The organism is Pseudonocardia sp. HH130629-09 (genome assembly GCF_001294645.1).
GTDB lineage: Bacteria > Actinomycetota > Actinomycetes > Mycobacteriales > Pseudonocardiaceae > Pseudonocardia.
Genome location: NZ_CP011868.1, coordinates 1,645,630 through 1,668,778 on the forward strand (window position 1 = coordinate 1,645,630; position 23,149 = coordinate 1,668,778).

Annotated in this window: 23 protein-coding genes and 2 pseudogenes; 16 read left to right on the plus strand and 9 right to left on the minus strand. The window is 75.2% G+C overall.

Annotated elements, in window-relative coordinates:
• Positions 1-16: 16 nt before the first annotated feature.
• Positions 17-1,153: a homoserine O-acetyltransferase MetX gene (metX, locus tag XF36_RS07430; RefSeq protein WP_082375778.1), complete on the plus strand. Its 1,137-nt coding sequence runs from the start codon at positions 17-19 to the stop codon at positions 1,151-1,153.
• Positions 1,154-1,160: 7 nt separating this feature from the next.
• Here metX and XF36_RS33820 read toward each other — a convergent pair whose 3' ends face one another.
• The 3 genes and pseudogenes from XF36_RS33820 to XF36_RS35500 all read right to left on the minus strand — a co-directional run.
• Positions 1,161-1,970 (minus strand): SDR family NAD(P)-dependent oxidoreductase, encoded by an 810-nt coding sequence (locus tag XF36_RS33820; protein WP_060711405.1) that lies wholly within the window; start codon positions 1,968-1,970, stop codon positions 1,161-1,163.
• Positions 1,971-1,993: 23 nt separating this feature from the next.
• Complete coding sequence (locus tag XF36_RS33825) at positions 1,994-2,515, minus strand: zinc-binding dehydrogenase (RefSeq protein ID WP_060711406.1); 522 nt, start codon at positions 2,513-2,515, stop codon at positions 1,994-1,996.
• A 160-nt stretch (positions 2,516-2,675) separates the two neighbouring features.
• A pseudogene (locus XF36_RS35500) lies at positions 2,676-2,981 on the minus strand (hypothetical protein); the annotation flags it as partial.
• Between the two features lie 42 nt (positions 2,982-3,023).
• On the opposite strand from XF36_RS35500, the gene XF36_RS07450 reads away from it, so the two are divergent.
• Genes XF36_RS07450 through XF36_RS32255 form a run of 3 tightly spaced genes read left to right on the plus strand, consistent with a single transcriptional unit; the run spans position 3,024 to position 4,382 of the window.
• A complete protein-coding gene (locus XF36_RS07450; protein ID WP_060711408.1) occupies positions 3,024-3,773 on the plus strand; it encodes a cupin domain-containing protein in 750 nt (249 codons plus the stop codon).
• A gap of 51 nt (positions 3,774-3,824) precedes the next feature.
• Positions 3,825-4,154 (plus strand): hypothetical protein, encoded by a 330-nt coding sequence (locus tag XF36_RS07455; protein WP_060711409.1) that lies wholly within the window; start codon positions 3,825-3,827, stop codon positions 4,152-4,154.
• 15 nt (positions 4,155-4,169) lie between these two features.
• Positions 4,170-4,382, plus strand: coding sequence for a hypothetical protein (locus XF36_RS32255; RefSeq protein ID WP_060711410.1), 213 nt, complete (start codon positions 4,170-4,172; stop codon positions 4,380-4,382).
• A gap of 53 nt (positions 4,383-4,435) precedes the next feature.
• Here XF36_RS32255 and XF36_RS07465 read toward each other — a convergent pair whose 3' ends face one another.
• Complete coding sequence (locus XF36_RS07465) at positions 4,436-4,858, minus strand: PPOX class F420-dependent oxidoreductase (RefSeq protein WP_060711411.1); 423 nt, start codon at positions 4,856-4,858, stop codon at positions 4,436-4,438.
• 66 nt (positions 4,859-4,924) lie between these two features.
• Between XF36_RS07465 and XF36_RS07470 the strand changes: the two genes are divergently transcribed.
• The gene (locus XF36_RS07470) at positions 4,925-6,670 is read left to right on the plus strand and encodes a proline--tRNA ligase (protein ID WP_193394004.1); all 1,746 of its coding nucleotides are present in this window, start codon (positions 4,925-4,927) and stop codon (positions 6,668-6,670) included.
• Between the two features lie 63 nt (positions 6,671-6,733).
• Here the strand turns inward: XF36_RS07470 and XF36_RS07475 are convergent, their stop codons facing one another.
• Both XF36_RS07475 and XF36_RS07480 read right to left on the minus strand, forming a co-directional pair.
• A complete protein-coding gene (locus tag XF36_RS07475; protein WP_060711413.1) occupies positions 6,734-7,459 on the minus strand; it encodes a hypothetical protein in 726 nt (241 codons plus the stop codon).
• 98 nt (positions 7,460-7,557) lie between these two features.
• The gene (locus XF36_RS07480) at positions 7,558-7,968 is read right to left on the minus strand and encodes a secondary thiamine-phosphate synthase enzyme YjbQ (protein ID WP_060711414.1); all 411 of its coding nucleotides are present in this window, start codon (positions 7,966-7,968) and stop codon (positions 7,558-7,560) included.
• Between the two features lie 242 nt (positions 7,969-8,210).
• Here XF36_RS07480 and XF36_RS35130 point away from each other — a divergent pair.
• A pseudogene (locus XF36_RS35130) lies at positions 8,211-8,570 on the plus strand (aminotransferase); the annotation flags it as partial.
• Between the two features lie 525 nt (positions 8,571-9,095).
• On the opposite strand, the gene XF36_RS07490 reads toward XF36_RS35130, so the two are convergent.
• Both XF36_RS07490 and XF36_RS07495 read right to left on the minus strand, forming a co-directional pair.
• Positions 9,096-9,578 carry a ferritin-like domain-containing protein gene (locus XF36_RS07490; RefSeq protein WP_060711415.1) on the minus strand — a complete coding sequence of 161 codons (483 nt, stop codon included), beginning with the start codon at positions 9,576-9,578 and terminating at the stop codon, positions 9,096-9,098.
• The gene (locus XF36_RS07495) at positions 9,575-10,087 is read right to left on the minus strand and encodes a hypothetical protein (RefSeq protein ID WP_145981295.1); all 513 of its coding nucleotides are present in this window, start codon (positions 10,085-10,087) and stop codon (positions 9,575-9,577) included. Before XF36_RS07495 ends, XF36_RS07490 begins: the two co-directional genes overlap by 4 nt.
• A 365-nt stretch (positions 10,088-10,452) precedes the next feature.
• Between XF36_RS07495 and rimP the strand changes: the two genes are divergently transcribed.
• The 10 genes from rimP to XF36_RS07545 all read left to right on the plus strand — a co-directional run bounded on the left by rimP (position 10,453) and on the right by XF36_RS07545 (position 20,967).
• Positions 10,453-11,169: a ribosome maturation factor RimP gene (rimP, locus tag XF36_RS07505; RefSeq protein ID WP_082375249.1), complete on the plus strand. Its 717-nt coding sequence runs from the start codon at positions 10,453-10,455 to the stop codon at positions 11,167-11,169.
• Positions 11,166-12,209, plus strand: a complete 1,044-nt coding sequence (nusA, locus tag XF36_RS07510) for a transcription termination factor NusA (protein ID WP_060711418.1) — start codon at positions 11,166-11,168, stop codon at positions 12,207-12,209. Before rimP ends, nusA begins: the two co-directional genes overlap by 4 nt.
• 35 nt (positions 12,210-12,244) lie before the next feature.
• A complete protein-coding gene (locus XF36_RS30200; RefSeq protein WP_082375250.1) occupies positions 12,245-12,631 on the plus strand; it encodes a YlxR family protein in 387 nt (128 codons plus the stop codon).
• Positions 12,632-12,728: 97 nt separating this feature from the next.
• Positions 12,729-15,758, plus strand: coding sequence for a translation initiation factor IF-2 (gene infB, locus XF36_RS07515; RefSeq protein WP_060711419.1), 3,030 nt, complete (start codon positions 12,729-12,731; stop codon positions 15,756-15,758).
• A 69-nt stretch (positions 15,759-15,827) separates the two neighbouring features.
• On the plus strand, positions 15,828-16,121 hold the full coding sequence (locus XF36_RS07520) for a DUF503 domain-containing protein (RefSeq protein ID WP_060711420.1): 294 nt from the start codon (positions 15,828-15,830) through the stop codon (positions 16,119-16,121).
• Between the two features lie 167 nt (positions 16,122-16,288).
• Positions 16,289-17,281, plus strand: a complete 993-nt coding sequence (locus XF36_RS07525) for an IS481 family transposase (RefSeq protein ID WP_082375251.1) — start codon at positions 16,289-16,291, stop codon at positions 17,279-17,281.
• A gap of 36 nt (positions 17,282-17,317) precedes the next feature.
• Entirely contained in the window at positions 17,318-17,764 is a 447-nt protein-coding gene (gene rbfA, locus XF36_RS07530; protein WP_020623264.1) for a 30S ribosome-binding factor RbfA, read from the plus strand.
• An 8-nt stretch (positions 17,765-17,772) separates the two neighbouring features.
• Complete coding sequence (locus XF36_RS07535) at positions 17,773-18,759, plus strand: DHH family phosphoesterase (protein ID WP_064485569.1); 987 nt, start codon at positions 17,773-17,775, stop codon at positions 18,757-18,759.
• A gap of 127 nt (positions 18,760-18,886) precedes the next feature.
• The gene (locus XF36_RS07540; RefSeq protein WP_414706215.1) at positions 18,887-19,525 is read left to right on the plus strand and encodes a class I SAM-dependent methyltransferase; all 639 of its coding nucleotides are present in this window, start codon (positions 18,887-18,889) and stop codon (positions 19,523-19,525) included.
• A complete protein-coding gene (locus tag XF36_RS07545; RefSeq protein WP_060711423.1) occupies positions 19,522-20,967 on the plus strand; it encodes an MATE family efflux transporter in 1,446 nt (481 codons plus the stop codon). The genes XF36_RS07540 and XF36_RS07545 overlap by 4 nt, the downstream gene beginning before the upstream one ends.
• Before the next feature lie 363 nt (positions 20,968-21,330).
• On the opposite strand, the gene XF36_RS07550 is transcribed toward XF36_RS07545, so the two are convergent.
• Positions 21,331-23,142: a sensor histidine kinase gene (locus tag XF36_RS07550; protein ID WP_168169474.1), complete on the minus strand. Its 1,812-nt coding sequence runs from the start codon at positions 23,140-23,142 to the stop codon at positions 21,331-21,333.
• Positions 23,143-23,149 lie beyond the last annotated feature (7 nt).

A 23,149-nucleotide genomic window follows, 5' to 3' on the forward strand; every position in this document is an offset into this window, starting at 1 on the left:
TGATTACCTGGTGTCCGTGAACGACATCGAGCCCCCTCCCGCCAGCGGTGCCTGGCGGGAGGGGGACGACCCCGGCCGCCGCCGGTTCCTCGACCTGCCCGCGCCGCTGAAGCTGGCGGCCGGCGGGGAGCTCCCCGGCGTGCGACTGGCCTACGAGACCTGGGGCGAACTCGCGCCGGACGGCTCCAACGCCGTCCTGGTGCTGCACGCCCTCACCGGCGACGCGCACCTGGAGGGCCCGGCCGGCGCCGGGCACCCGACGCCGGGCTGGTGGCCCGGGCTGATCGAGCCGGGCGGCCCGCTGGACCCGGCGCGCTGGTTCGTCGTCGCGCCCAACGCGGTCGGCGGCTGCCAGGGCAGCACCGGCCCGGCGTCGCGGGCGCCGGACGGCCGGACCTGGGGCAGCCGGTTCCCGACGGTCACCGTGCGGGACACCGTCGCCGCCGAGCAGCACATGGCCGATGCGCTCGGCATCGACGCGTTCGCCTGCGTGATCGGCGGCTCGATGGGGTCCATGCGCTCCCTGGAATGGGCGGCGACCGAGCCCGACCGGGTACGGCGGCTGTTCCTACTCGCCGGGCCCGCGGCGTCGTCGGCGGACCAGATCGGCTGGGCGAGCCCGCAGATCCAGGCCATCACCTCCGACCCGCACTGGCACGGCGGCGACTACCACGACACGCCCGAGGGGCCGTGGCGTGGACTGGGCGTCGCCCGGCGGATCGCGCACCTGTCGTACCGCTCGGGCGTCGAGCTGGCGACCCGCTTCGGCCGCGACCCGCAGCCGGGTGAGGACCCGCTCGACGGCGGCCGCTACGCCGTGGAGTCCTACCTGGACCACCACGCGGACAAGCTGGTGCACCGGTTCGACGCCGCGTCCTACGTGCGGCTGACCCAGGCGATGAACCACCACGACGTGGGACGCGACCGGGGCGGGGTGGCGTCGGCGCTGTCGCGGGTGAGCGCCCGTACCTACGTCGCCGGTGTCACCTCCGACCGGCTGTACCCGCTCGCCGAGCAGCAGGAGCTGGCCGACGGGATCCCGCGCGCCGACCCGCTGAAGGTGATCGACTCCCCGTACGGGCACGACGGGTTCCTGGTGGAGACCCCGACGGTCGCCCGGATGCTCGGGGAGCTGCTGGACGAGGCGGTCTGAGGCCCGCTCAGGCCGGGGTGTGCGAGAGCGCCAGCGCACCCCCGTCGATCGGGTACACCCCGCCCGTCATGTAGCTCGACGCGTCGGAGGCCAGCAGCAGCGCGAGCCCCTTCAGCTCGTCGGTGTGCCCGATCCGACCCAGCGGCACCGTCTCCCGCCACACCGCCTCGCCCGGGTCGAAGCCCGCACCGATGTTGGTGCGGAACGGGCCGGGGGCGATCACGTTGACGGTGACGCCGGACCCCGCGAGGTCGAGGGCGGCCTGCCGGCCGAGGCCGACCACCGCCGCCTCGGCGGAGGTGTAGGAGTAGGCGACCATCGGGTCGGTGCGCAGGCCCGCCGTCGAGGCGGTGAGCACGATCCGGCCCCGCCCCCGCGGGAGCAGGACGGCGGCCGCGGCGCGCAGGGTGTCCAGCACACCGTCGAGGTTCACCGCTCGCACGGTGTCCCAGGCATCGATCGGGAACTCCTCGACCCGCCAGCCCGGCCCGGTGAAGCTCGCGCCGACCGAGATGCCGGCGTTGGCGAACACCCCGTCGAGACGGCCGGCGTCGGCCTCGGCCGCGCGGACCGCCGCCGCGACGGCGTCGCCGTCGGTCACGTCGACGACGTGTCCGGTGACCTTCCCCCCGCGCTCGCGCAGCCGGGCGGTCTCGGCCTCGACCCGGCCCGGGTGCAGGTCGAGCAGCGCGACGTGCGCGCCGGAGTCGGCGAGCACCTCGGCCACGGCCAGGCCGATGCCGGAGGCGCCACCGGTGACGGCGTAGCCGCGACCGGTGACGTCGAACAGGGAAGCGGCGACACGGTTGTCGGACATGGGGTTCCTCTCGGGGCGGGGACTCAGACGGTCACGTCGACGAGGGTCTCCACCACGTCGTCGGTGCCGTGGCCGGACAGGGCGGACACGGCGTCGGCCAGGGCGACGCGGCGGACCGGGAGCGCGGCGACCGCCCCCGCCCGGCGGCCGACCAGCGCGGCGGCGGTCGCGAACTCGGCACCGGTGCAGCAGCTCGACCCGAGCACCGCGACCTCCTTCGCGGCGAGCAGCCCGGTGTGCACCGGACCGGCGGCGGAGGTCGGCCCGACCGCGACGACCGTGCCACCGGCCCGTACCAGGTGCAGCGCGGTGTCGAGGACGGCCGGGACGCCGGTGGCGTCGAGCACGACGTCGGGGCCGTCCGGGCCGGCGAACGCGCCGACCTCGGCGACCAGCGCGTCCGGGTCGGTGGTGGTGGTCCCGGCGGCACCCCACAGGGCGCCCGCCCGCACCCGGGTGGGGGACGGGTCGGCCAGGAGCGTCTCGACCCCCGCGTCGGCCAGCACCAGGCACACCCCCTGCCCGACCGCGCCGCCGCCGAACACGACCGGCCCGGTCGCCGGGCCGGACCCGCCCGCGGGCCACGGCGTGCACCGCCACCGACACCGGCTCGACGAGCGCGGCGACCCCGGGCTCGACATCGCCGACCGCGACGACGTTGGCCGCCGGGACCGCGAGCGCCCCGGCCAACCCGCCGTCGAGGTGCACCCCGATCACCCGCAGGGCCGGGCAGGCGTTGACCGTGCCCGCGGAGCACAGCCGGCAGGCCCCGCAGGACAGCGGCGGCCACACCGCGACCCGGGTCCCGGCGGCGAGCTGGTGGCCCTGGATCCGGGGCAGCCCGCGCTCGGCGCCGGACCGGGCACCGGCATCGCCGTCGAACAGGTGCAGGGCCGAGCCACCGACCCCCACGACGAGCGGGCGCACCAGCACCTCGCCCGGGCCGGGGACCGGGTCCGGGACCTCGGTCACGACGAGCCGTCGCGCGTCGGTGGTGACGGCGGCGATCATGGTTCTCCTCTGGGCCGACGGCGGTGTCGGCCGTAACGGGCGATGAGGATCGACACGACCTCGCTCGAGCCGCACCGGCAGGCCCGGCACTGGCAGTCGGTGATCAGCGACGTCTACGTCCCGCTGGAGTTCCGGCCGCACACCACCGGCTCGTTCGCCGCCGGGCTGGAGGTCCACCGGGTCGACGACCTGGAGGTCAGCACGCTGCGGGCGGACCCGCACGCCGTCGTCCGGGCACCGGACCGCGACGCCGCGACGATCTTCGTGATGCCGCCCCGCTCCGGGGCGCTGCACGTCGAGCAGGACGGGCGCACCGCGCTGCTGCAGCCGGGCGACCTCGCCTCCTACGACGCGTCGCGGGCCTGCCTCATCGAGTCCCGCGAGCCGTTCGACCTCACGGTGCTCAAGGTGCCCGGGGAGCGGTTCCGCACCGCGGGCTTCGCCGTGCCACCGACCTGGTCGACCGCGGTCCGCATCGGCGCCGAGAGCCCGGTCGGGTCGCTCGCCGCGCCGTACGTGCAGCGGCTGGCCGAGCTCGGCCGGGCGCACGACCGGATCGGGGTGCGGGCGTCGACGATCGCGCTGCTCGCCGCCGCGCTCGGCTCGGCGGGGGAGGACCCGCGCGACGCCCGCGCGGTGCTGCGCGCCGGCGCCACCGCGGTGCTGCGCGACCGGCTCGGCGACCCGTCGCAGTTCTCCCGCTCGTTCAAGGCCCGCCACGGCAGCTCACCGCGGGACTGGCGGGACGCCCTGCGCGAATCCGCAACCGCTCCTGCGCGCACGCACATGTGAGCCGGGCCACCTGCTGCCTACGTTCTGCCGGTCCCGTACGCCAGGGCCCCGATGCAGCATGACCCGGCTGTTCGACCCGACCACCACACCCGACACCGCCCGGCAGGCCCCTACCCGGCGTCGCGGCTGGCGATCACCCGGGAGTTCGAGGTCCCCGACATCCACGTGCCGCCGTCGGAGGAGGCCTCGCCGTGGGTCCCGTGGGGCGACAACGCCGCGATCCGGCACCTCGCCTTCGACGTGCGCAACAACAAGTTCTCCAACGTGCTGTGGGTCAAGGGCGGCGGCCGGCTCGGGGTGCACCGGCATTCCGGGGCGGTGCGCGGGTTCTGCCTGGAGGGCTCCTGGCATGGCGCTGGTCGCTCGCCAGCGCCGGCGTGATCGCGGCCCTGCTGGGTGTCGCGCAGTGGTTCCTGCTGCCCGAGTCGCCGCGCTGGCTCGCGTCCCGCGGTCGGGCCGCAGGGCGCGATCCTGGCGACCGCGATCGCCCCGGCCATCGGGTTCGTCGCCTCGACGGTGCTGCGCTGGGACCCGGAGCGCGAGCCCGCCGCGGCCGTCGCGGGGGAGGGGGTGCCGGTCGCGGCCGGGGAGCCCCCGCTCGTGCACTGAGCCAGCGCAGGACGGGGCGGGCGTGGCCGACGGCTCCGCCCGCCCCGGTGCGTTCAGCCCAGGTTCTCGCCGTAGACGCGCTGCACCCGCATCGTCATCAGCACCCGCCGGTCCCGGACCATGACCTCGCGGTACTCGTCCCAGTCCGGGTGCTCCCCGGCGGCGGCCCGGTACCAGTCGACCAGTGCCTGCACGGCCGGCCCGTCGGGCGAGTCGTCGGGGCCGACGAGCTCGACCGGGCCCTCGGCCGTCGCCCACGAGCGGCCGTCGGCGCTCTCGACCGACAGCGCCGCCCGCGGGTCCCGCCGCAGGTTCGCGGTCTTCGCGCGCCCCTCGGTCATCGACACCTGCACCGTGCCCGCCGCCCGGTCGTAGTACGGCGTCACCGGCGACAGCTGGGGCATGCCACTGCGCTTGATCGTCGCGAGGACGCCCTGGCGTGCCCCCGCGAGCAACTCGTGCTGTTCGTCTCCCATGCCCCGAGTCTGCCCGCTCCGGAACCGGGATGAGGAGCTCCGGGGTCCCTCGCTACCCTTCTGCAGGTGTTGACCCGGATGTCGTCGCTGTTCCTGCGCACCCTGCGTGAGGACCCGGCCGACGCGGAGGTGCCCAGCCACAAGCTGCTGGTCCGCGCCGGCTACGTCCGTCGCGTGGCCCCGGGCGTGTACTCCTGGCTCCCACTCGGCCTCACGGTGCTCCGCCGCATCGAGAACGTGGTGCGCGAGGAGATGAACGCCATGGGCGCCCAGGAGATCCAGTTCCCGGCGCTGCTGCCGCGCGAGCCCTACGAGGCGACGAACCGGTGGACCGAGTACGGCCCCAACCTGTTCCGCCTGCAGGACCGCAAGGGCGGTGACTACCTGCTCGGCCCGACCCACGAGGAGCTGTTCACCCTCACGGTCAAGGGCGAGTACTCGTCCTACAAGGACTTCCCGGTCATCCTCTACCAGGTCCAGAACAAGTACCGCGACGAGGAGCGGCCCCGCGCGGGGATCCTGCGCGGCCGCGAGTTCCTCATGAAGGACTCCTACTCGTTCGACCTCACCGACGAGGGCCTGTCCGAGTCCTACCGCAAGCACCGCGACGCCTACGTCAAGATCTTCGACCGGCTCGGGCTGCGCTACGTCATCGTGTCCGCGACCTCGGGCGCGATGGGCGGCTCGGCGTCGGAGGAGTTCCTGGCCGAGTCCGAGACCGGCGAGGACACCTTCGTCCGGGGCCCCGGCGGCTACGCGGCCAACGTCGAGGCCGTCACCACGCCCGCGCCCCCGGCGATCCCGCTCGAGGGGCTGCCCGCCGCGCAGGTGCACCACACCCCGGACACCCCGACCATCGCGTCGCTGGTGGACTTCCTCAACGCCACCACCGAGCGCACCTTCACCGCGGCCGACACGCTCAAGAACGTGCTGGTCAAGACGCGGCAGCCGGGCGCGACCGAGTGGGAGCTGCTGGGGATCGGCGTCCCCGGGGACCGCGAGGTCGACATGAAGCGCCTCGAGGCGTCGCTGGAGCCCGCCCAGGTCGAGCTGCTCGACGAGGCCGACTTCGCCCGCAACGCCTTCCTCGTCAAGGGCTACATCGGCCCTGGCGCGCTGGCCGCGAACGGGGTCCGCTACCTCGTGGACCCGCGCGTCGTGACCGGCACCGCCTGGGTGAGCGGCGCGGACAAGGCCGACCACCACGTCGTCGACCTCGTCGCGGGCCGCGACTTCGCCCCGGACGGCACGCTCGAGGCCGCCGAGGTCCGGGCCGGGGACCCGTCCCCGGACGGCACCGGGGTGCTGGAGGCCGCCCGCGGCATCGAGATCGGGCACATCTTCCAGCTCGGCCGCAAGTACGCCGACGCCTTCTCCCTCGACGCGCTCGGCCCGGACTCCAAGCCGGTCCGGATCACGATGGGCTCCTACGGCATCGGCGTCTCCCGGCTGGTCGCCGCGATCGCCGAGCAGTCCCACGACGACTCCGGCCTGGTGTGGCCGCGCTCGGTCGCGCCGTTCGACGTGCACGTCGTCGTCGCGGGCAAGTCCGCGGAGCTGCTGGAGGGCGGCGAGGCCGTCGCCGCCGAGCTGGAGGCCCAGGGCCTTGCGGTCCTCCTCGACGACCGCAAGGCGAGCCCCGGCGTGAAGTTCGCCGACGCCGAGCTGATCGGGGTCCCGACGATCGTCGTCGTCGGGCGGGGGCTCGCGGAGGGGAAGCTGGAGCTCAAGGACCGGGCCACCGGCGAGCGGAGCGAGATCGACCGCGCCGGCGCCGCGGAGCTCGTCGCCGGGATCGTCCGCGGGGCCTGAGCCGCACCGCCACCGTACGGAGCGGGTCCCTCGCCGGAGGGGCCCGCTCCGTACGCTCCGGGGTCAGCCGGGACGGACCGCCGAGGCGGCCAGATCGGTGAGCGCGGAGCGGGGCACCGCGTCGCCGGGGCCGCCGCCCACGTCCGCCGCGACCACCAGCATCGCGACACCGACCGAGCCGTCGCGGGCCTGGGTCCGCGGCACCGCGAGCACCCCGACCGCGCCGTCGGTGGCGCGGCAGCCGCCCGTCGCCGACGCGGTGCCGTCGGTGCGCACGGTGGCCTCCACCCAGGTCCCCGGCTCGTCGTCGCCCGGGCGCGGCCCGGGCGGCCGGACCGCCACCTGCGGGGCCGAGCCGGCGTAGGCGGACTCCCCGGCGCCGCGGGCGAACGCCTGCGCGGCCTGCTCGACGGTCGTCCCGGCCGGGACGGCGACGAGCGCCGCGGCGGCGACCCCGCGCGGTGCGGCGCCGACGGGGCAGTCGCCCGCGGCGAACGGCGGCGCCTCGGCGAGCCGGGCGAACGGCACCCCGAACACCTCCAGCACGGGCGCCCCGGGGGCCGGAGCGGTCCATCCCGGCGGGGGCGTGACCGCGAACGCGGCGGGCTCCACGGCCGGGGGCGGGGCGGGCGCGGAGGTGGCCGGGGTGGCCGGGCGGATGCCACCCCCGAGCCCGGCCGCCGCGCCTGCCACGACCAGCACGGCGACGGCGGCGGCCAACGCGGGACGCAGCCGTCGCCCGGAACCGGGGCAGGGCGGGCGGTCGGTCGTCGTCCGGCCGGAGGTCACCGGCGCAGCGTACGGCGCTGTCGTCCGACCCCGGCGCGGCGTTCCGACGGGCGGCGGGCCGCGGTCGCCCGGCGGTCCGGAGCAGGTGTCGCGGGGCCTCAGCCCGGCAGCAACGTCAGCCGCACCGACCGCGTCGGGTTGTCCACGTTGGTGTCGACCAGGCAGATCGACTGCCAGGTCCCCAGCGCGGGCCGGCCGTCGATCACCGGGACCGTCGTCGAGGGCGGCACGAACGCGGGCAGCACGTGGTCGCGCCCGTGCCCGGCGCTGCCGTGGCGGTGCCGCCAGCGGTCGTCGGCGGGCAGCAGCTCGCGCAGCTGCGCGAGCAGGTCGGAGTCGCTGCCCGCCCCGGTCTCGATGACCGCGATCCCGGCCGTCGCGTGCGGCACGAAGACGTTGAGCAGGCCGTCGTCGGCACCGCGGTCGGACAGGAAGCGTTCGATCCGGTGCGTCAGGTCCACGACCGTCTCCTCGGAACCGGTCCGGATCTCGATCAGCTCGCTGTACACACCCCGAGACAGTAGGACCGTCGGTACGGTCGGGCAGCGTGGACGACTCGGTCACCTTCGCCGGATGCGAACTGCCACACCGGCCCGGCTACCTGAACACCGCGAGCGTCGGCATCCCGCCGCGACGGGCGTCGGCGGTGGTCGCCGACGTCGTGGCGCGCTGGGCCGTCGGCGGGAACTCGCCGAAGGAGTTCGACGACGCCGTCGAGACGGCCCGTGCCGGGTTCGCCGCGATCATCGGGGTGCCGGCCGCCGATGTCGCGCAGGGCGCCACGACGTCCGGTCTCATCGGTCCGCTCGCCGCGTCGGTGCCCGAGGGCACCCGGGTGCTCGTCGCCCGCGGCGAGTTCTCCTCGGTGACCCGGCCGTTCGCGGTGCAGGCCCACCGCGGGGTCCGGGTGACCGAGGTGCCGCTCGCCGAGCTGGCGGCACACGCCGCCGACCACGACCTCGTCGCGGTGTCGGTGGTGCAGTCCTCCGACGGCACGATCGCCGACGTCGACGCGCTGTTCGCCGCCCGCGCCCGCAGCGGCGTGCGGCTGCTGTTCGACGTCACCCAGGCCGCCGGATGGCTCCCGCTGCGCCTGCACGACGCCGACGCCGTCGTCGGGTCGGGGTACAAGTGGCTGCTCGCGCCGCGCGGCACCGCCTGGCTGGCCCGGCGGCCGTCCTGGGTCGACGGACCGCCCGCCGGGGCGCGCTGGCCGGAGCCCACCCCGCACTCCGCGGGCTGGTACGGCACCCGGGACCGCTGGGGCGGTGGGCTCTACACCCCGGCCCCGCCCGCGCGGCCCGGTCCGGCCGGGGGCGAGGAGGCCCCGGTCTGGTTCGCCCACGCCGGCGCCGCGGTGACGCTGCCGTGGCTGGCCTCGCTCGACCCCGACGCCCTGCGCGCGCACTGTGTCGGCCTCGCCGACGGCCTGCGCGAGCGCCTCGGGATGCCACCCGCTGGGTCGGCCATCGTGTCGGTGCGCGCCGAGGGGCGGCCGACCGGCTGGCCGCGGCCGGGATCACCGCCGCCGTACGCGACGGGGCCGCCCGGCTGGCGTTCCACCTGTCGACCACCCTCGACGACGTCGAGGCGGCCGTCGCCGCGCTCCGTTGAGCGTCGCCGAGCGCCGCGCCCCTCAGCTTCGGCCGGGGAACACCGGCACGACGGGGGACCGCTCGGTGACCCCGCGCCAGTACGCGAGCCGGCCGGTGCACTCGACCATCGCCTTCAACCCGGCCTCGCGCAGCGGGACCGACGACGACCGCTCGGTCACCGACCGCCAGGCGGCGATCGCGTCGGTCTCGGCCGACACCAGCAGCGCCCCGGCCGACACGCCGTCGACGACGGGCTGCGGGGCCGCGTACGCCGGCTGCGCCGAGACCGGCCGCTGCCCGATGTCGGACAGGGTCTGGGTGATCTGGCCGCGCAGGGTGGTGTGGGCCTCGATGTCGCCGCGGGCCCGGGTCGCCCACTCCGGCGGGATGAACGCGAGCGCCATCTTGTACGCCCACAGGGCCGCGTGCTCGCAGGCGAGCGCCCGCTGCAGCGCGTCGACGGTGACCTGGGGGACCTGGGGCTCGTCGTCGGAGGACTGCCGCGGCAGCGGACCCGCGCTCATGCCGGGGCCCCGGTGAGGATCGCCGCGTAGGTGGCGCAGCAGGCGGCGACCTCGGCGACCAGCCCCACCTGCAGCGCCGAGGCGCGGGGGACGACCTCGCCCGCGCTGCGGGCCGACCCGGCGACGGCGTCGCGCACCGCGGCGAGGTCACCCGACGGTGGTGTCGCGGGGGAGGCGATCTGGCCCGGGGTGCGCCCGCCCGCCTGGTCCAGCGCGGCGGCGTGCTCCATCCGGGCCGCGCGCAGCGGCTCCAGCCGGCCCGCGAGCGACGGATCGCCGGTCACCGCGGCGACGATCAGCGCGGCGTCGGAGCGGGCGGCGTCGGCGAGCGCGAGCAGGGCGTCCGAGGCGTCCTGGGTGCGCGTGGTCGCGCGGGAGCAGCCCGCCAGCGGCACCGTCGCGGCCACCGCGGCCGCGGCCACCAGCACCAGGCGTCGGGTCGGGCGGACACGGCGGGGGCCGGTCACCGACGACGGGACCAGCGACGACGGCGGCCCGGTCGGTGACATCCGGGGGGACACCCTGGGTGACACGGATGGCTGGCGGTCGTTCACGTCGGGTCATGCTGCCAGCACGCGCCGGGCCGCGCGGCACCGACCGTGCCGGCACGGGCCGCGGACGACCGCCCGCCGGCAGGCCACCGACCGTCGGCCCGCCGGGCGGACGCGCTAGGCTCGTCGGCCGTCCCCACCGTCACCGGCACCGCTCGGTCCCGCCCGGACGCGTCGCGGTGTGCGGCGCCGCTGTCGGATGCCGTCCGCAAGCGTCCGACGTGCCCGCCCACCGGCGGTCGCGACACCACGATCGTCCCCAACCGGAGCCCTGCCGACCGGTCGTCACCCCGGCAGGCCCCCCACACGAGGAGAGTCACCCGATGCGCAGTCCGGACCCCGCACAGCTGGCAGACCAGCTGCGCGGCGTGCTCGAGCCGGTGGTCCACGGGGCCGGGCTGGAGATCGACGCCGTGGAGGTCCGCTCCGCCGGGCGACGGCACTCGGTCAAGCTCGTCGTCGACCTGCCCGAGTCCTCGCCCGAGACCGGCATCGACCTCGACGTCATCGCCCGGCTCAGCCGTTCCGCGGCCGCCGAGCTGGACCCGCACGAGCACCTCATCGAGGGTTCGTACACGCTCGAGGTGACCTCGCCCGGGATCGACCGGCCGCTCAGCGAGCCCCGGCACTGGCGGCGGGCCTACCTGCGCCTGGCACGGCTCACGCTGACCGACGGCTCCGTCGTCGACGCCCGGGTCGGCCGGCTCGACGGCGAGACGGTCGCCGTCGCGGTCCCCGGCAGGAAGACCCCGGAGCGGCGCGACATCCCGCTCGCGGAGATCCGCCACGCCCAGGTGCAGGTCGAGTTCAAGCCCGCCCCGCCCGCGGAGACCGCACTGCTCGACCCGGACGGGCTGTCCGGCAGCACCGACGGGGCCGACGGGGCCCCCACGAACCACGACGGCCCTGACGGCCCTGACGGCCCTGACGGCCCTGACGGCCCTGACGGCCCTGACGGCCCTGACGGCCCTGACGGCCCTGACGGCCCTGACGGCCCTGACGGCCCTGAGGGCACTGCCCGCGACGAGGAGAACCGGTGAACGTCGACATCCCCGCGCTGCGCGCGATCGAGCGGGACAAGGAGATCCCGTTCGAGACGGTCCTCTCGGCCATCGAGACGGCGCTTCTCACCGCCTACAAGCACACCGACGGTCACCACCCGGACGCCCGCGTCGACGTCGACCGCAAGAGCGGTGTGGTGCGGGTCATGGTCCGCGACGCCGCCGACGCGTCCGAGGACGGCACCCCCGGCCCGGAGTTCGACGACACCCCGGACGGCTTCGGCCGGATCGCGGCGACGACCGCCCGCCAGGTCATCCTGCAGCGGCTGCGCGACGCCGAGCACGAGCGCACCTACGGCGAGTTCTCCACCAAGGAGGGCGAGGTCGTCGCCGGCATCGTGCAGCGCGACGCGCGCGCCAACGCCCGCGGCGTCGTCGTGGTCGAGCTCTCCGGCGGCACCGAGGCCGTGCTGCCCGCCGCCGAGCAGGTGCCGGGCGAGGTCTACAAGCACGGCGACCGGATCCGCTGCTTCGTCATCGGCGTGAACCGCGGCCCGCGGGGCACCTCGATCACGCTGTCGCGGACCCACCCGAACCTGGTGCGCAAGCTGTTCGCCCTCGAGGTGCCCGAGATCGTCGACGGTGCCGTCGAGATCGTCTCGGTGGCCCGTGAGGCGGGGTTCCGCTCCAAGATCGCGGTGCGCTCGACCCGCTCCGGGCTCAACGCCAAGGGCGCCTGCATCGGCCCGATGGGCGCCCGGGTGCGCGGCGTGATGGGCGAGCTGGCCGGTGAGAAGATCGACATCATCGACTGGTCCGAGGACCCGGCCGAGTTCGTCGGCAACGCGCTCTCGCCGTCGAAGGTGGTGTCGGTGACGGTGCTCGATGAGCGCGCCCGGATCGCCCGCGTCGTCGTGCCGGACTTCCAGCTGTCGCTGGCGATCGGCAAGGAGGGGCAGAACGCCCGTCTGGCCGCCCGGCTCACCGGCTGGAAGATCGACATCCGCAGTGACGCCGACCCGCGCGACCCGGTCACCCCCGACGGTGGGCCGGCCGATCCCGCCGGGGAGCCGTCCTGACCGACGGAGATCAACAGCAGGGGTCGGGCGAGGGAATGCCCGACGACCGCCCTACGCTACACTCGTCATCGGCCCGCGGTCGCGGACCGTCGCCCACGCACACCCGGTCGGTTCCGATCCGGACTTGTGTGGGGTGCCGGACCCGGGAACGGGCCGACGTACTGTTGCGGGTGGTCGTGGAGAACGGACGTTGCATTCCGGATCCGCGCCGCCGTCTCCCCGGACGGGGTGCCTGGTTGCACCTCTCTACGGGGTGCCTGGACAAGGCCGAGCGACGCTCGGCGTTCGCCCGGGCGTTACGCGTCCGTTCGGCACCGGACGTCACCGCCGTCAGGCGGTGGCTGCAGGAGTCGCACGACCCGCTGGGGCTCGGGAACCTCTCGGACCCGTCATCGGAAGAAAGCAAGGTCGACCAGTCATGAGCCAGCAGTGAAGATCGCACCATGAACGTGCTTCGACACTAGGTTCGAGGTCGAGCGGGATGCTGCCGCCCGGCCTCCGGTCAGGATGAGGAGAGCAGTGGCAGGCAAGGCCCGCGTGCACGAGCTCGCGAAAGAGCTCGGAATCAGCAGTAAGCAGGTCCTCAGCAAGCTGCAGGACCTGGGGGAGTACGTGAAGTCCCCCTCCTCCACCGTGGAGGCCCCGGTCGTGCGCAAGCTGCGCGACGCGATGGCCTCCGGTGGTGGCCCCGCCGGCGGTCAGCGCCGCGGTTCCGGCGCGCCCGGTGGCGGTCGTCCGCGTGCCGGTGGCTCCGGCGCCCCGTCGCCGTCGCGCCCGACCCCGGGTGCGGCCCCCAAGCCCGGCCCGCGTCCGGGTCCGCCGGCCCCCGCGACACCCACCCCGGGTGCCCCGTCGCCGTCGCAGCCCGCGGCGCGCACCGACGCCCCGAAGCCGGGACCGGCCGCGCCCAAGCCCGGCCCGCAGGCCCCGGCGGCTCCGGCTGCCCCGGCCGCCCAGACTCCCGCTGCGGCTGCCGAGGCCCCGGCCGCGCCGAAGCCCGGTTCCGCCGCGCCGAAGCCCGGTCCGGCGGCGCCGAAGCCCGGCCCGGCCGCGCCGAAGCCCGCCTCGACGCCCCGTCCCGGTCAGGGACAGGGCGGCCAGGGCGGTGGCGCCCCGCGTCCCTCGGGCCAGCCCGGTGAGCGTGGTGCCCGTCCGGGCCCGCGCCAGCCGCGCGTCGGCAACAACCCGTTCGGGGTCGGCCAGGGTTCGCCCAAGCCGGGCCCGCGTTCCGGTGCGCCGCAGCCCCAGCAGGGCGGTGGCCAGCAGGGCGGCCGTCCCGAGGCTCCCGCCGCGCGTTCCGGTGAGGCCCCGCCGCGTCCGCCCCGTCCGGGCGGCGCTCCGGGTGCGGGCGGTCCCCGCCCGAACCCGGGCAACATGCCTCCGCGGCCGAACCCGGGCATGATGCCCGCGCGTCCGGCTGCCGGTCGCCCCGGAGCCGGTGCCGGTGGCCGTGGTGGTCCCGGCGGCGGTCGTGGTGGTCCCGGTGCCGGTCGTGGTGGCCCCGGTGGCGGTCGTCCCGGTGGCGGTGGCGGCGGTTTCCGTCCCGGTGGCGGCGGTCCCGGTGGTCCGCCCCCGGCCGGTGGTGGATTCCGCGGTCGTCCCGGTGGTGGCGGTGCGCGTGGTCGCGGCGGTGCCGCGGGTGCGTTCGGCCGTCCCGGCGGTCCGGCCCGCAAGGGTCGCAAGTCGAAGCGGCAGAAGCGCCAGGAGTACGACGCCATGGCCGCGCCCTCGGTGGGCGGCGTCCGCCTGCCCAAGGGCAACGGCGAGACGATCCGGCTGCCGCGTGGCGCGTCGCTGACCGACTTCGCCGAGAAGATCAACGCCAACCCGGCCTCGCTGGTGCAGGTGTTGTTCCACCTCGGTGAGATGGTCACGGCCACCGCGTCGGTCTCGGACGAGGTCCTGGAGCTGCTCGGCCAGGAGATGAACTACCGCGTGCAGGTCGTCTCCCCCGAGGAGGAGGACCGTGCGCTGCTGGAGTCGTTCGACATCGAGTTCGGTGACCCGGGCGACGAGGACGCGCTCGAGGCCCGTCCGCCGGTCGTGACCGTCATGGGTCACGTCGACCACGGTAAGACGCGGCTGCTGGACACGGTCCGCAAGGCGAACGTCCGAGAGGGCGAGGCCGGTGGCATCACCCAGCACATCGGCGCCTACCAGGTCACGGCCGAGCTCGAGGGCGAGGAGCGGCTCATCACGTTCATCGACACCCCGGGTCACGAGGCGTTCACCGCCATGCGTGCCCGTGGTGCGAAGTCCACCGACATCGCGGTCATCGTGGTGGCGGCGGACGACGGCGTGATGCCGCAGACCGTCGAGTCGATCAACCACGCCCAGGCGGCCGGTCTGCCGATCGTCGTCGCGGTCAACAAGATCGACGTCGAGGGTGCGAACCCGCAGAAGATCCGTCAGCAGCTCACCGAGTACAACCTGGTGGCCGAGGAGTACGGCGGCGACACCATGTTCGTCGACATCTCCGCGAAGCAGGGCACCAACATCGAGGCCCTGCTCGAGGCGATCCTGCTGACCGCCGACGCGGCGCTCGACCTGCGGGCCAACCCCGAGATGGAGGCGCAGGGCGTCACCATCGAGGGTCACCTGGACCGCGGTCGCGGCCCGGTGGCCACGGTGCTGGTCCAGCGCGGAACGCTCCGGGTCGGCGACTCGGTCGTGGCCGGCGACGCCTCCGGGCGCGTCCGGCGCATGGTCGACGAGCACGGCCAGGACGTCACCGAGGCGCTCCCGTCGCGCCCGGTGCAGGTCATCGGTCTGACGTCGGTGCCGGGTGCGGGCGACACGTTCCTCGTCGTGGACGAGGACCGGGTGGCCCGCCAGATCGCCGACCGGCGCCGCGCCCGCGAGCGCAACGCCGAGCTGGCGAGCCGTCGCAAGCGCGTCAGCCTGGAGGACCTGGACGCCGCGCTGAAGGAGACCAACACCCTCAACCTGATCATCAAGGGTGACAACTCGGGCACCGTCGAGGCGCTCGAGGAAGCCCTGATGAAGCTGGACGTGGGTGAGGAGGTCGAGCTGCGGGTCATCCACCGCGGCGTCGGTGGTATCACCGAGGGCGACATCAACCTCGCCATCGCGGACAACGTCATCGTCATGGGCTTCAACGTCCGTGCCGAGGGCAAGGCCACCGAGCTGGCCAACCGCGAGGGCGTCGAGATCCGCTACTACTCGGTGATCTACCAGGCGATCGACGAGATCGAGGCGGCCCTCAAGGGCATGCTCAAGCCGGAGTACGAGGAGGTCGAGCTGGGCCGCGCCGAGGTCCGCGACGTCTTCAAGTCCTCGAAGTTCGGCACGATCGCCGGTTGCCTGGTGATGAGTGGGGAGATCCGCCGGAACGCCCGGGCGCGCCTGCTGCGCGACTCGAAGGTGATCCACGAGAACCTCCCGATCTCGTCGCTGCGCCGGTTCAAGGACGACGTGGTCGAGGTCCGCGAGGGCTTCGAGTGCGGTCTGACGCTCGGTACCTACAGCGACATCAAGGTCGACGACGTCATCGAGACGTTCGAGATGCGGGAGAAGCCGCGCGACTAGCGGTTGACGAACGCGCTCCGACGGGGCGGCCGGTCACCGGCCGCCCCGTCGGCGTCAGTGGAGGTGTGTGTGTACGTCGGCTCCCTGGAGTGTGACGTCCTGCTCGGCGACGTCCGGTCGCTCAAGCAGAAGCGGTCGATGGTCCGTCCGCTGCTCGCCGAGCTGCGCCGGTTCGAGGTGGCGGCCGCCGAGGCCGGCCACCTGGACCTGCACCGGCGCGCGCTGATCGGGGTGAGCTGCGTGGCCGCCGACACGGTCCACGTGCGAGCCCTGCTGGAGCGGTGCGAGCGACTCGTCGCCGCCCGCCCCGAGCTGGAGCTGCTGTCCGCGCGGACACGGCTGTTCGGCCCGGACGACGACTGACCGCCGCCCCGCTCGGGCGCGGCGCAACCCCGCGACCCGTGCCTAGATGTGATGTCCATGGACGTTGTTCCAGGTTGAGCTGATGACGGCCTGTCGCTGAGACAGGCGAGGACCCCCGGTTGTGAAGTGGAGCTGTCTAGGAACCGCTTCACCAACCGGAGGCCCTTGTGACCCACGCTAACGCTGCGCTGACTCCGCGTGCCCGGCTACGGCTGGCCCGTCTGATCGTCGACCAGGACTGGACCTGCTCCACCGCGGCCAGAATGTTCATGGTCGCCCCTCGCACCGCCCGAAAGTGGGCTGACCGCTACCGCGCCGAGGGCCCGCCCGGGATGGTCGACCGCAGCTCCCGACCACGGTCGATGCCGGCCAAGACCCCGCCGAGGCTGGTGAAGCAGATCGTGCGACTGCGGTGGCACCACCGACTCGGACCAGTACAGATCGGCGGCCGACTCGCTCTCGCCGCCTCGACCGTGCACGCGGTCCTGCGCCGCTGCCGGATCAACCGGCTCTCCCACATCGACCGGGTCACCGGCGAGCCCCTACGCCGCTACGAACACCCACACCCCGGCTCGTTGATCCACGTCGACGTCACCAAGTTCGGCAACATCCCCGACGGAGGCGGACACCGCTTCGTCGGACGCCGACAAGGCGCCCTGAACAAGCGGTCCACTCCCGGACTGCCCAGGGGAACCGACTACAAGCCGCGCACCGGCAGAGCGTTCGTCCACACCGTCATCGACGACCACTCCCGCGTCGCCTACGCCGAGATCCACAGCGACGAGAAAGCCGACACCGCCACCGGTGTGCTACGCCGGGCCGTGGACTGGTTGAACGCCCGCGGCGTGACCGTCGAACGGGTCCTGTCCGACAACGGCAGCTGCTACCGCTCACACGCCTGGCGTGACACCTGCAGCGAACTGGGCATCACCCACAAGCGAACCCGGCCCTACCGGCCTCAGACCAACGGCAAGATCGAACGTTTCCACCGCACCCTCGCCGACGGGTGGGCATACGCCCGCTTCCACCCCTGCGAAACGGCTCGGCGAGACGCGCTCCCCGGCTGGCTGCACTTCTACAATCACCACCGGTCCCACAGCGCAACCAACGGCCTACCGCCGATCAGTCGCCTGACCAACCTGCCTGGACATCACACCTAGACTCGGGCTCGCACGTCCCGGTGGAAGGAGCAGGACATGGTCGACCAGGCCCGCGCCCGCAAGCTCGCGAAGCGGATCTCGCAGATCGTCGCGGAGGCCCTCGAGCACGAGGTGAAGGACCCGCGGCTGGCGATGGTGACGATCACCGACACCCGTGTCACCGGGGACCTGCGCGAGGCGACCGTGTTCTACACGGTCATGGGTGCCTCGCTGGAGGAGGAGCCGGACACCGCGGGCGCTGCCGCGGCGCTGCAGAGCGCGAGCGGAGTGCTCCGCAGCCGGGTGGGGCAGCAGACCGGGGTGCGGCACACGCCGAGCCTCGCGTTCGTGCTGGACGCGGTGCCGGACACGGCCCGCCGGATGGAGGAGCTGCTGGCGCGCACCCGCGCCTCCGACGAGGAGGTGGCCCGGCTGGCGGCCACGGCGTCCCCGGCGGGGGACCCGGATCCGTACAAGGCCCCGCGGGAGACCGACGACGAGTGACCGGCGTCGTGCACGAGACCGTCCCGGGCCCCGGTCCGGTCGATCCGGCCGGGGCCGCGGCGGTCCTGCGCCGGGCTCGTGACGTGCTCGTGGTCGGGCACGTCCGGCCCGACGCGGACGCCGCGGGCAGCGCCCTGGCCCTGGCCACGGCGCTGCATCGCGCGGGCACCTCGGTCACCGTGTCGTTCGGTGGGCCGGACCAGGTGCCGGCCGCGCTGGTCGACAGCCTCGACCCCCACGGGCTCGTCGTCGCCTCGGTGGACGCGCCGCGCTCGCCGGACCTGCTGGTCTGCTGCGACATCTCCGCGGCCCGTCGGCTCGGGGACCTGGAGCCGGTGCTGGACACGGCCGGGTCCTCGCTGGCGGTGGACCACCACGCGTCGTTCGCGGCGTTCACGGACCGGTACCTCGTCGACCCGGGGGCCCCGGCGACGGTGACGCTCGTCCGGGAGGTGCTCGCCGAGCTGGGCGCCCCGTTGGACGCGGTCCTCGCCCGGTCGCTGTTCGCGGGGCTCTACACCGACACCGGCGGTTTCCGGCGCGGCGGCTCGGACGCGCTCCGGCTGGGCGCCGAGCTCGTCGACGCCGGCGTCGAGCCCGCCCCGTTGCTGCGGGACATCGGGGGACCGGTGCCGTTCGCGTGGCTCGCGGCGCAGGCCACGGTGCTGGCCGGGGCCCATCGCGAACCGGGCGTCGCCGCCGGGGCGGACCTCGTGTGGGCCGCCGTCGACGTGGCGACCGCGGCCCGGTTCCGGGACCGCACGGTGACGCTGGTCGGGTCGCTGCAGGCCGCGGCCGGGGGCGGGGTGGCGGCGTTGCTGACCGAGACGGCGCCGGGTGAGTGGTCGGTGTCGCTGCGCGGCAGTGGCTCCCCGGACCTGTCCCGGGTGGCGACGGCGCTCGGTGGCGGTGGGCACGCCGGTGCCGCCGGGTTCGAGCGGGCCGGCACCCGCGACGGCATCCTGGCGCTGCTGCGTGTGGAGCTGGCCCGCTGAGAACGCCCGGTTGACCGGGTTCATCCCGGGTACACGGCCCCGACATCACGACCGGGTACACCTCGGGGCGGTCCGGCGTCACGGCGTCGGGGCACGTAGCGTGTCCCGCGAGACCAGGAGGTGTGCGGTGCGATCCGAGCCCGCTGCGGCCCGCGGGGGCGACAGTCACGGCAACGCGTCCAGCGGGTGGCCGGAGTTCCTCCGTGCCTGGCTGCGCAACCCGGCCCGGGTGGGTGCGGTGTGGCCGAGTTCGCCGCGGTTGTCGGCGAAGCTGGCCCGCATCGCGCCGGGGCACGGCGCGCCGGTCGTCGTCGAGCTGGGGCCGGGCACCGGCGCCGTCACCACGCAGGTCGGCAGGCGGCTGCCCCCGGAGGGGCGGCATCTCGCCGTCGAGCTCGACCCGGGGATGGCCCGCTACCTGCAGGAGCGCCACCCGGGCGTCGAGGTCGTGAACGGCGATGCCCGCAAGCTGGGGGCGCTGCTCGCCGAGCGGGACATCACCTCGGTCGACGCGGTGATCTCCGGGCTGCCCTGGTCGCTGTTCGACCGCGTGATGCAGCAGGAGATCCTCGACCAGGTCGTCGGGGCGGTGGGGGAGACCGGCGCGTTCGCGACGTTCGCCTACTCCCACACCCTGCCGATGCCCTCGGCGCGGCGGTTCAAGGCGACCCTGCACGACACGTTCGACGAGGTCGTGATGACCCGGACGGTGTGGCGCAACCTGCCGCCCGCGTTCTGCTTCCTCTGCCGCCGCCCTCGTCGGTGACCCGGCCCGCCCCTCTCGCGGGCGGGCCCCGTGACATCCTCCGGCTCGCCCTGCCCGCCCTCCCGGTGCTGGCGGCCGAGCCGCTGTTCCTGCTGGTCGACACGGCCGTCGTCGGACGGCTGGGCGGGCTGCCGCTGGCCTCGCTCGCCGTCGCGGCGGTGCTGTTCGCGCAGGTCACGACCCAGCTGACGTTCCTGTCCTACGGGACGACGGCGCGCGCGGCCCGGTTCTACGGCGCCGGGCGCCGCTCGGCCGCGGTGACCGAGGGCGTGCAGGCGACCTGGCTGGCGCTGGGCGTCGGGCTGCTCGTCGTCGCGCTCGGGCAGCTCGCCGCCGCACCGTTGGCGGGGCTGCTCGCCGGGGACCCGGCGATCGCCGAGGGCGCGGTCTCGTGGCTGCGCATCGCCCTGCTCGGTGCCCCGCTGGTCCTGGTGACGCTGGCCGGCAACGGCTGGATGCGCGGGGTGCAGGACACGCGTCGTCCGATGTGGATCGTGGTCGGCGGCAACCTGCTGTCCGCGCTGCTCTGCCCGCTCCTGGTGCACGGGGCGGGGGACTGGGCGGGCTGGGGGCTCGAGGGCTCGGCGATCGCGAACGTCGCGGGGCAGGCCGTCGCGGCGTCGCTGTTCCTGCGGGCGCTGGTCGTCGAACGACGGCGCGCCCCCGCCGGTGACCCGGTCCGCTTCGCCCCGGACACCGCGGTCCTCCGCTCCCAGGCGACGATGGGCCGCGACCTGATCGTGCGGTCGCTGGGGTTCCAGGCCTGCTTCCTGTCCGCGACGGCGGTGGCCGCCCGGTTCGGGTCCGAGTCCGTCGCCGCGCACCAGATCGTGCTGCAGCTGTGGGTGTTCCAGTCCCTCGTGCTCGACGCGGTCGCGATCGCGGCGCAGTCCCTGGTCGGGGCCGCCCTCGGTGGTGCTGCCGGCGAGCAGGGTGCTGCCGGCGACCGTGCTGCTGAGGACCCCGTGGACGGCGACCGTGCTGCCGATGACCGCGCCGGCGGCGACCGTGCGGACACGGGTCCGGCGCGGGCGCTCGCCGCCCGGGTGACCCGCTACGGCCTCGTGCTCGGCTGCGGGTTCGGCGTGCTGTTCGCCGCGCTCTACCCCGTCCTGCCGCCGGTGTTCACCCGCGACGCGGCCGTCCTCGCGGCGATCCCCGCCGCGTGGTGGTTCTTCACCGCGCTGCAGCCGATCGCCGGGGTGGTGTTCGCCCTGGACGGTGTGCTGCTCGGCGCCGGTGACGCGGCCTTCCTGCGCACCACCACGCTGCTCGCCGCACTGGGCGGGTTCCTGCCGATGATCTGGCTGTCCCTGCTGTTCGGGTGGGGGCTGGCCGGGATCTGGACCGGGCTCGCAGCGTTCATGGTGGTCCGCCTGGTCGCGGTGGGGCTGCGGGCACGGTCGGGGCGCTGGGCGGTCCCGGGGGAGATCCGGGCCTGACCGTCCGACCTGCTGCGCCCCTCGATGTGGCCCTCCCCGAGCTGCGGGCCCCGGTGGCTCGGTGGCCGGCCCGGTCGGCCTGGTCGGCCCGCAGGAGATGTCCGCCCGGTTGCCGGGGCCTCGGCCCGGCCGGGCAGGACGAACGGGTCCGCACCCCTCCGGCGCCGCGACGGGGCCCGTTCGCCGCGGTGCGTGGAGCGACCGTCGATGGAGTCCGGGCGGCCGAGTGGCACACCAGGCACCCGGTGGCGGTGCCCGGAGGTACCTGACGTGCCACTCGGCGCCTCCGGGACGGGTCACCGGACGGATGTGCCGCGATGTGGTCGCGTTCCCCGCGGGCCGGGACCCGGTGGCGGCAGGTGGTCAGCCCCGGCCGGTGGCCGAGGTCTCCGACCGGTGGCCCGGAGCGTCCGGCAGGTCCACCCGGGCGTCCGGCCGGTGTACCGCGGCGTCCGGCCGATGTACCGGGGGGCCGGGGTCCTCCGGCGGTCCGGCGTCCCCGGGGGGCGCGGCCGGGAGCGGCAGCCGCACGGTGAACACGGCGCCGGTGCCGTCGTCGCGGGTGCCGACGGTCACCGACCCGCCGAGGCGGCGGGCGATCCGGTCGACCAGCGCCAGCCCGATCCCGCGGGGGCGGCCGCCGGGCGTCGCGCGGGTGCTGAACCCGAAGGTGAACAGCTCGCGGGCGGTGTCGGGCGGCACCCCGGGGCCGCTGTCGGCGACCTCCAGGAGCAGCTCGCGGCCGTCGGGCCCGGTGCGCAGGACGACCGCGACCGACCGTTCCCCGGCGCGCCCGGTGACGACCTCGACCGCGTTGTCGACGAGGTTGCCGACCAGCGAGACCAGGTCGTCCGCGGCGAAGGGCAACCGCAGCTCCGGCAGCACGTCGGGGTCGCAGGCGTCGGTCACGGAGAAGGAGACGTCGTGCTCGGAGGCCTGCCACGCCTTGTCGGCGAGCAGCGCGGCCAGGATCGGGTCGTACACCTCGGCCACGACCCGCGCCCCGGGCCCGCGGGTGCGGTCCAGCGCGGCGGTGCCGGCCGCCGCGGCGTCGGCGGTGTCGCCGAGCTCGATCAGGGTCAGCACGGTCTGCAGCCGGTTGCCGAACTCGTGCGCCTGCCCGGACAGCGCGGCGACGGTGTCGCGGGCCTCGTCGCGCTCGCGCAGCACCCCGGCCAGCTCGGTGCGGTCGCGCAGGGTGAACACCCGCGTCCCCGGGCCCGCGGCCGGCCCGGCGTGCCTGCTGTTGACCAGCAGCACCCGCTCCCCGGCCAGCGCGGCCCGGTCGCGCAGGTCCGAGCGCAGCCCGCTGGTGAGCACGGCCGCGACGGCCGGGTCCATGCCGAGCCCGGTGAGCGGCCGGCCCGGCACGGCGGGGTCGCCGGGGGAGTCGTGGTCGGGCAGGCCGAGCAGTCGCCGGGCCTCGGCGTTGACGACGACGAGCCGCCCGTCGCCGTCGACGACCAGCAGTCCCTCGCCGACGGCGTGCAGCACCGCCTCGTGGTGGGTGTAGGCGGCGGTGATGTCCTCGGGCTCCAGGCCCAGGGTCTGGCGACGCAGCCGCCGGGCCAGCACCACCGCCAGTCCCGAGCCCACGAGCACCGCAACCACGGCCGCGGCGAGGATGCCCGGCAGCCAGCGCAGCGCGAGGTCGCTGATCCGGGTCTGCAGCACGCCGACGGACACGACCGCGGCGACCCGGCCGTCGACGAGCACCGGGGTGACGGTGCGGACCGAGGGGCCCAGGGTGCCGGTGTAGACCTCGGTGGAGGTGCGCCCGGCCAGTGCCGGGACGATGTTGCCCTGGTACGGCCGCCCGATCTCGTCGGGGTTGTAGTGGCTGTAGCGGATGCCCTGCGGGGACATCACCACGACGAAGCTGCTGTTCGTGGCCAGGCGGACGCGTTCGGCCACCGGCTGCAGCCGCCCGGCGAGGGTGGCGAGCCCGCCGCCCTCTCGGACCGCGGACACGACCTCGGGATCGGAGGCCAGTGACAGCGCGGTGGCGGTGGTGAGCCGCCCGGCGGCGTCGTGCTCCAGGCGGGTCGCACCGACGACACCCAGCGCGGCGAGCCCGCCGACGGTGAGCAGCACGGTGACGACCTGGAGCAGGAACAGCCGCCGCACCAGCCGCGACCGCCGCAGCGGTGGGGAAGAACGGAACGGCCGGCGCACGGGCCCA

Excerpts from the sequence above, each read along its gene's own strand:
- XF36_RS33820 (WP_060711405.1), bottom strand. The coding sequence starts at position 1,970 with ATGTCCGACAACCGTGTCGCCGCTTCCCTGTTCGACGTCACCGGTCGC.
- XF36_RS07450 (WP_060711408.1), top strand. The coding sequence starts at position 3,024 with ATGAGGATCGACACGACCTCGCTCGAGCCGCACCGGCAGGCCCGGCAC.
- XF36_RS07455 (WP_060711409.1), top strand. The coding sequence starts at position 3,825 with ATGCAGCATGACCCGGCTGTTCGACCCGACCACCACACCCGACACCGC.
- XF36_RS07465 (WP_060711411.1), bottom strand. The coding sequence starts at position 4,858 with ATGGGAGACGAACAGCACGAGTTGCTCGCGGGGGCACGCCAGGGCGTC.
- XF36_RS07490 (WP_060711415.1), bottom strand. The coding sequence starts at position 9,578 with ATGAGCGCGGGTCCGCTGCCGCGGCAGTCCTCCGACGACGAGCCCCAG.
- XF36_RS07495 (WP_145981295.1), bottom strand. The coding sequence starts at position 10,087 with ATGTCACCGACCGGGCCGCCGTCGTCGCTGGTCCCGTCGTCGGTGACC.
- rimP (WP_082375249.1), top strand. The coding sequence starts at position 10,453 with ATGCGCAGTCCGGACCCCGCACAGCTGGCAGACCAGCTGCGCGGCGTG.
- XF36_RS30200 (WP_082375250.1), top strand. The coding sequence starts at position 12,245 with ATGCCCGACGACCGCCCTACGCTACACTCGTCATCGGCCCGCGGTCGC.
- rbfA (WP_020623264.1), top strand. The coding sequence starts at position 17,318 with ATGGTCGACCAGGCCCGCGCCCGCAAGCTCGCGAAGCGGATCTCGCAG.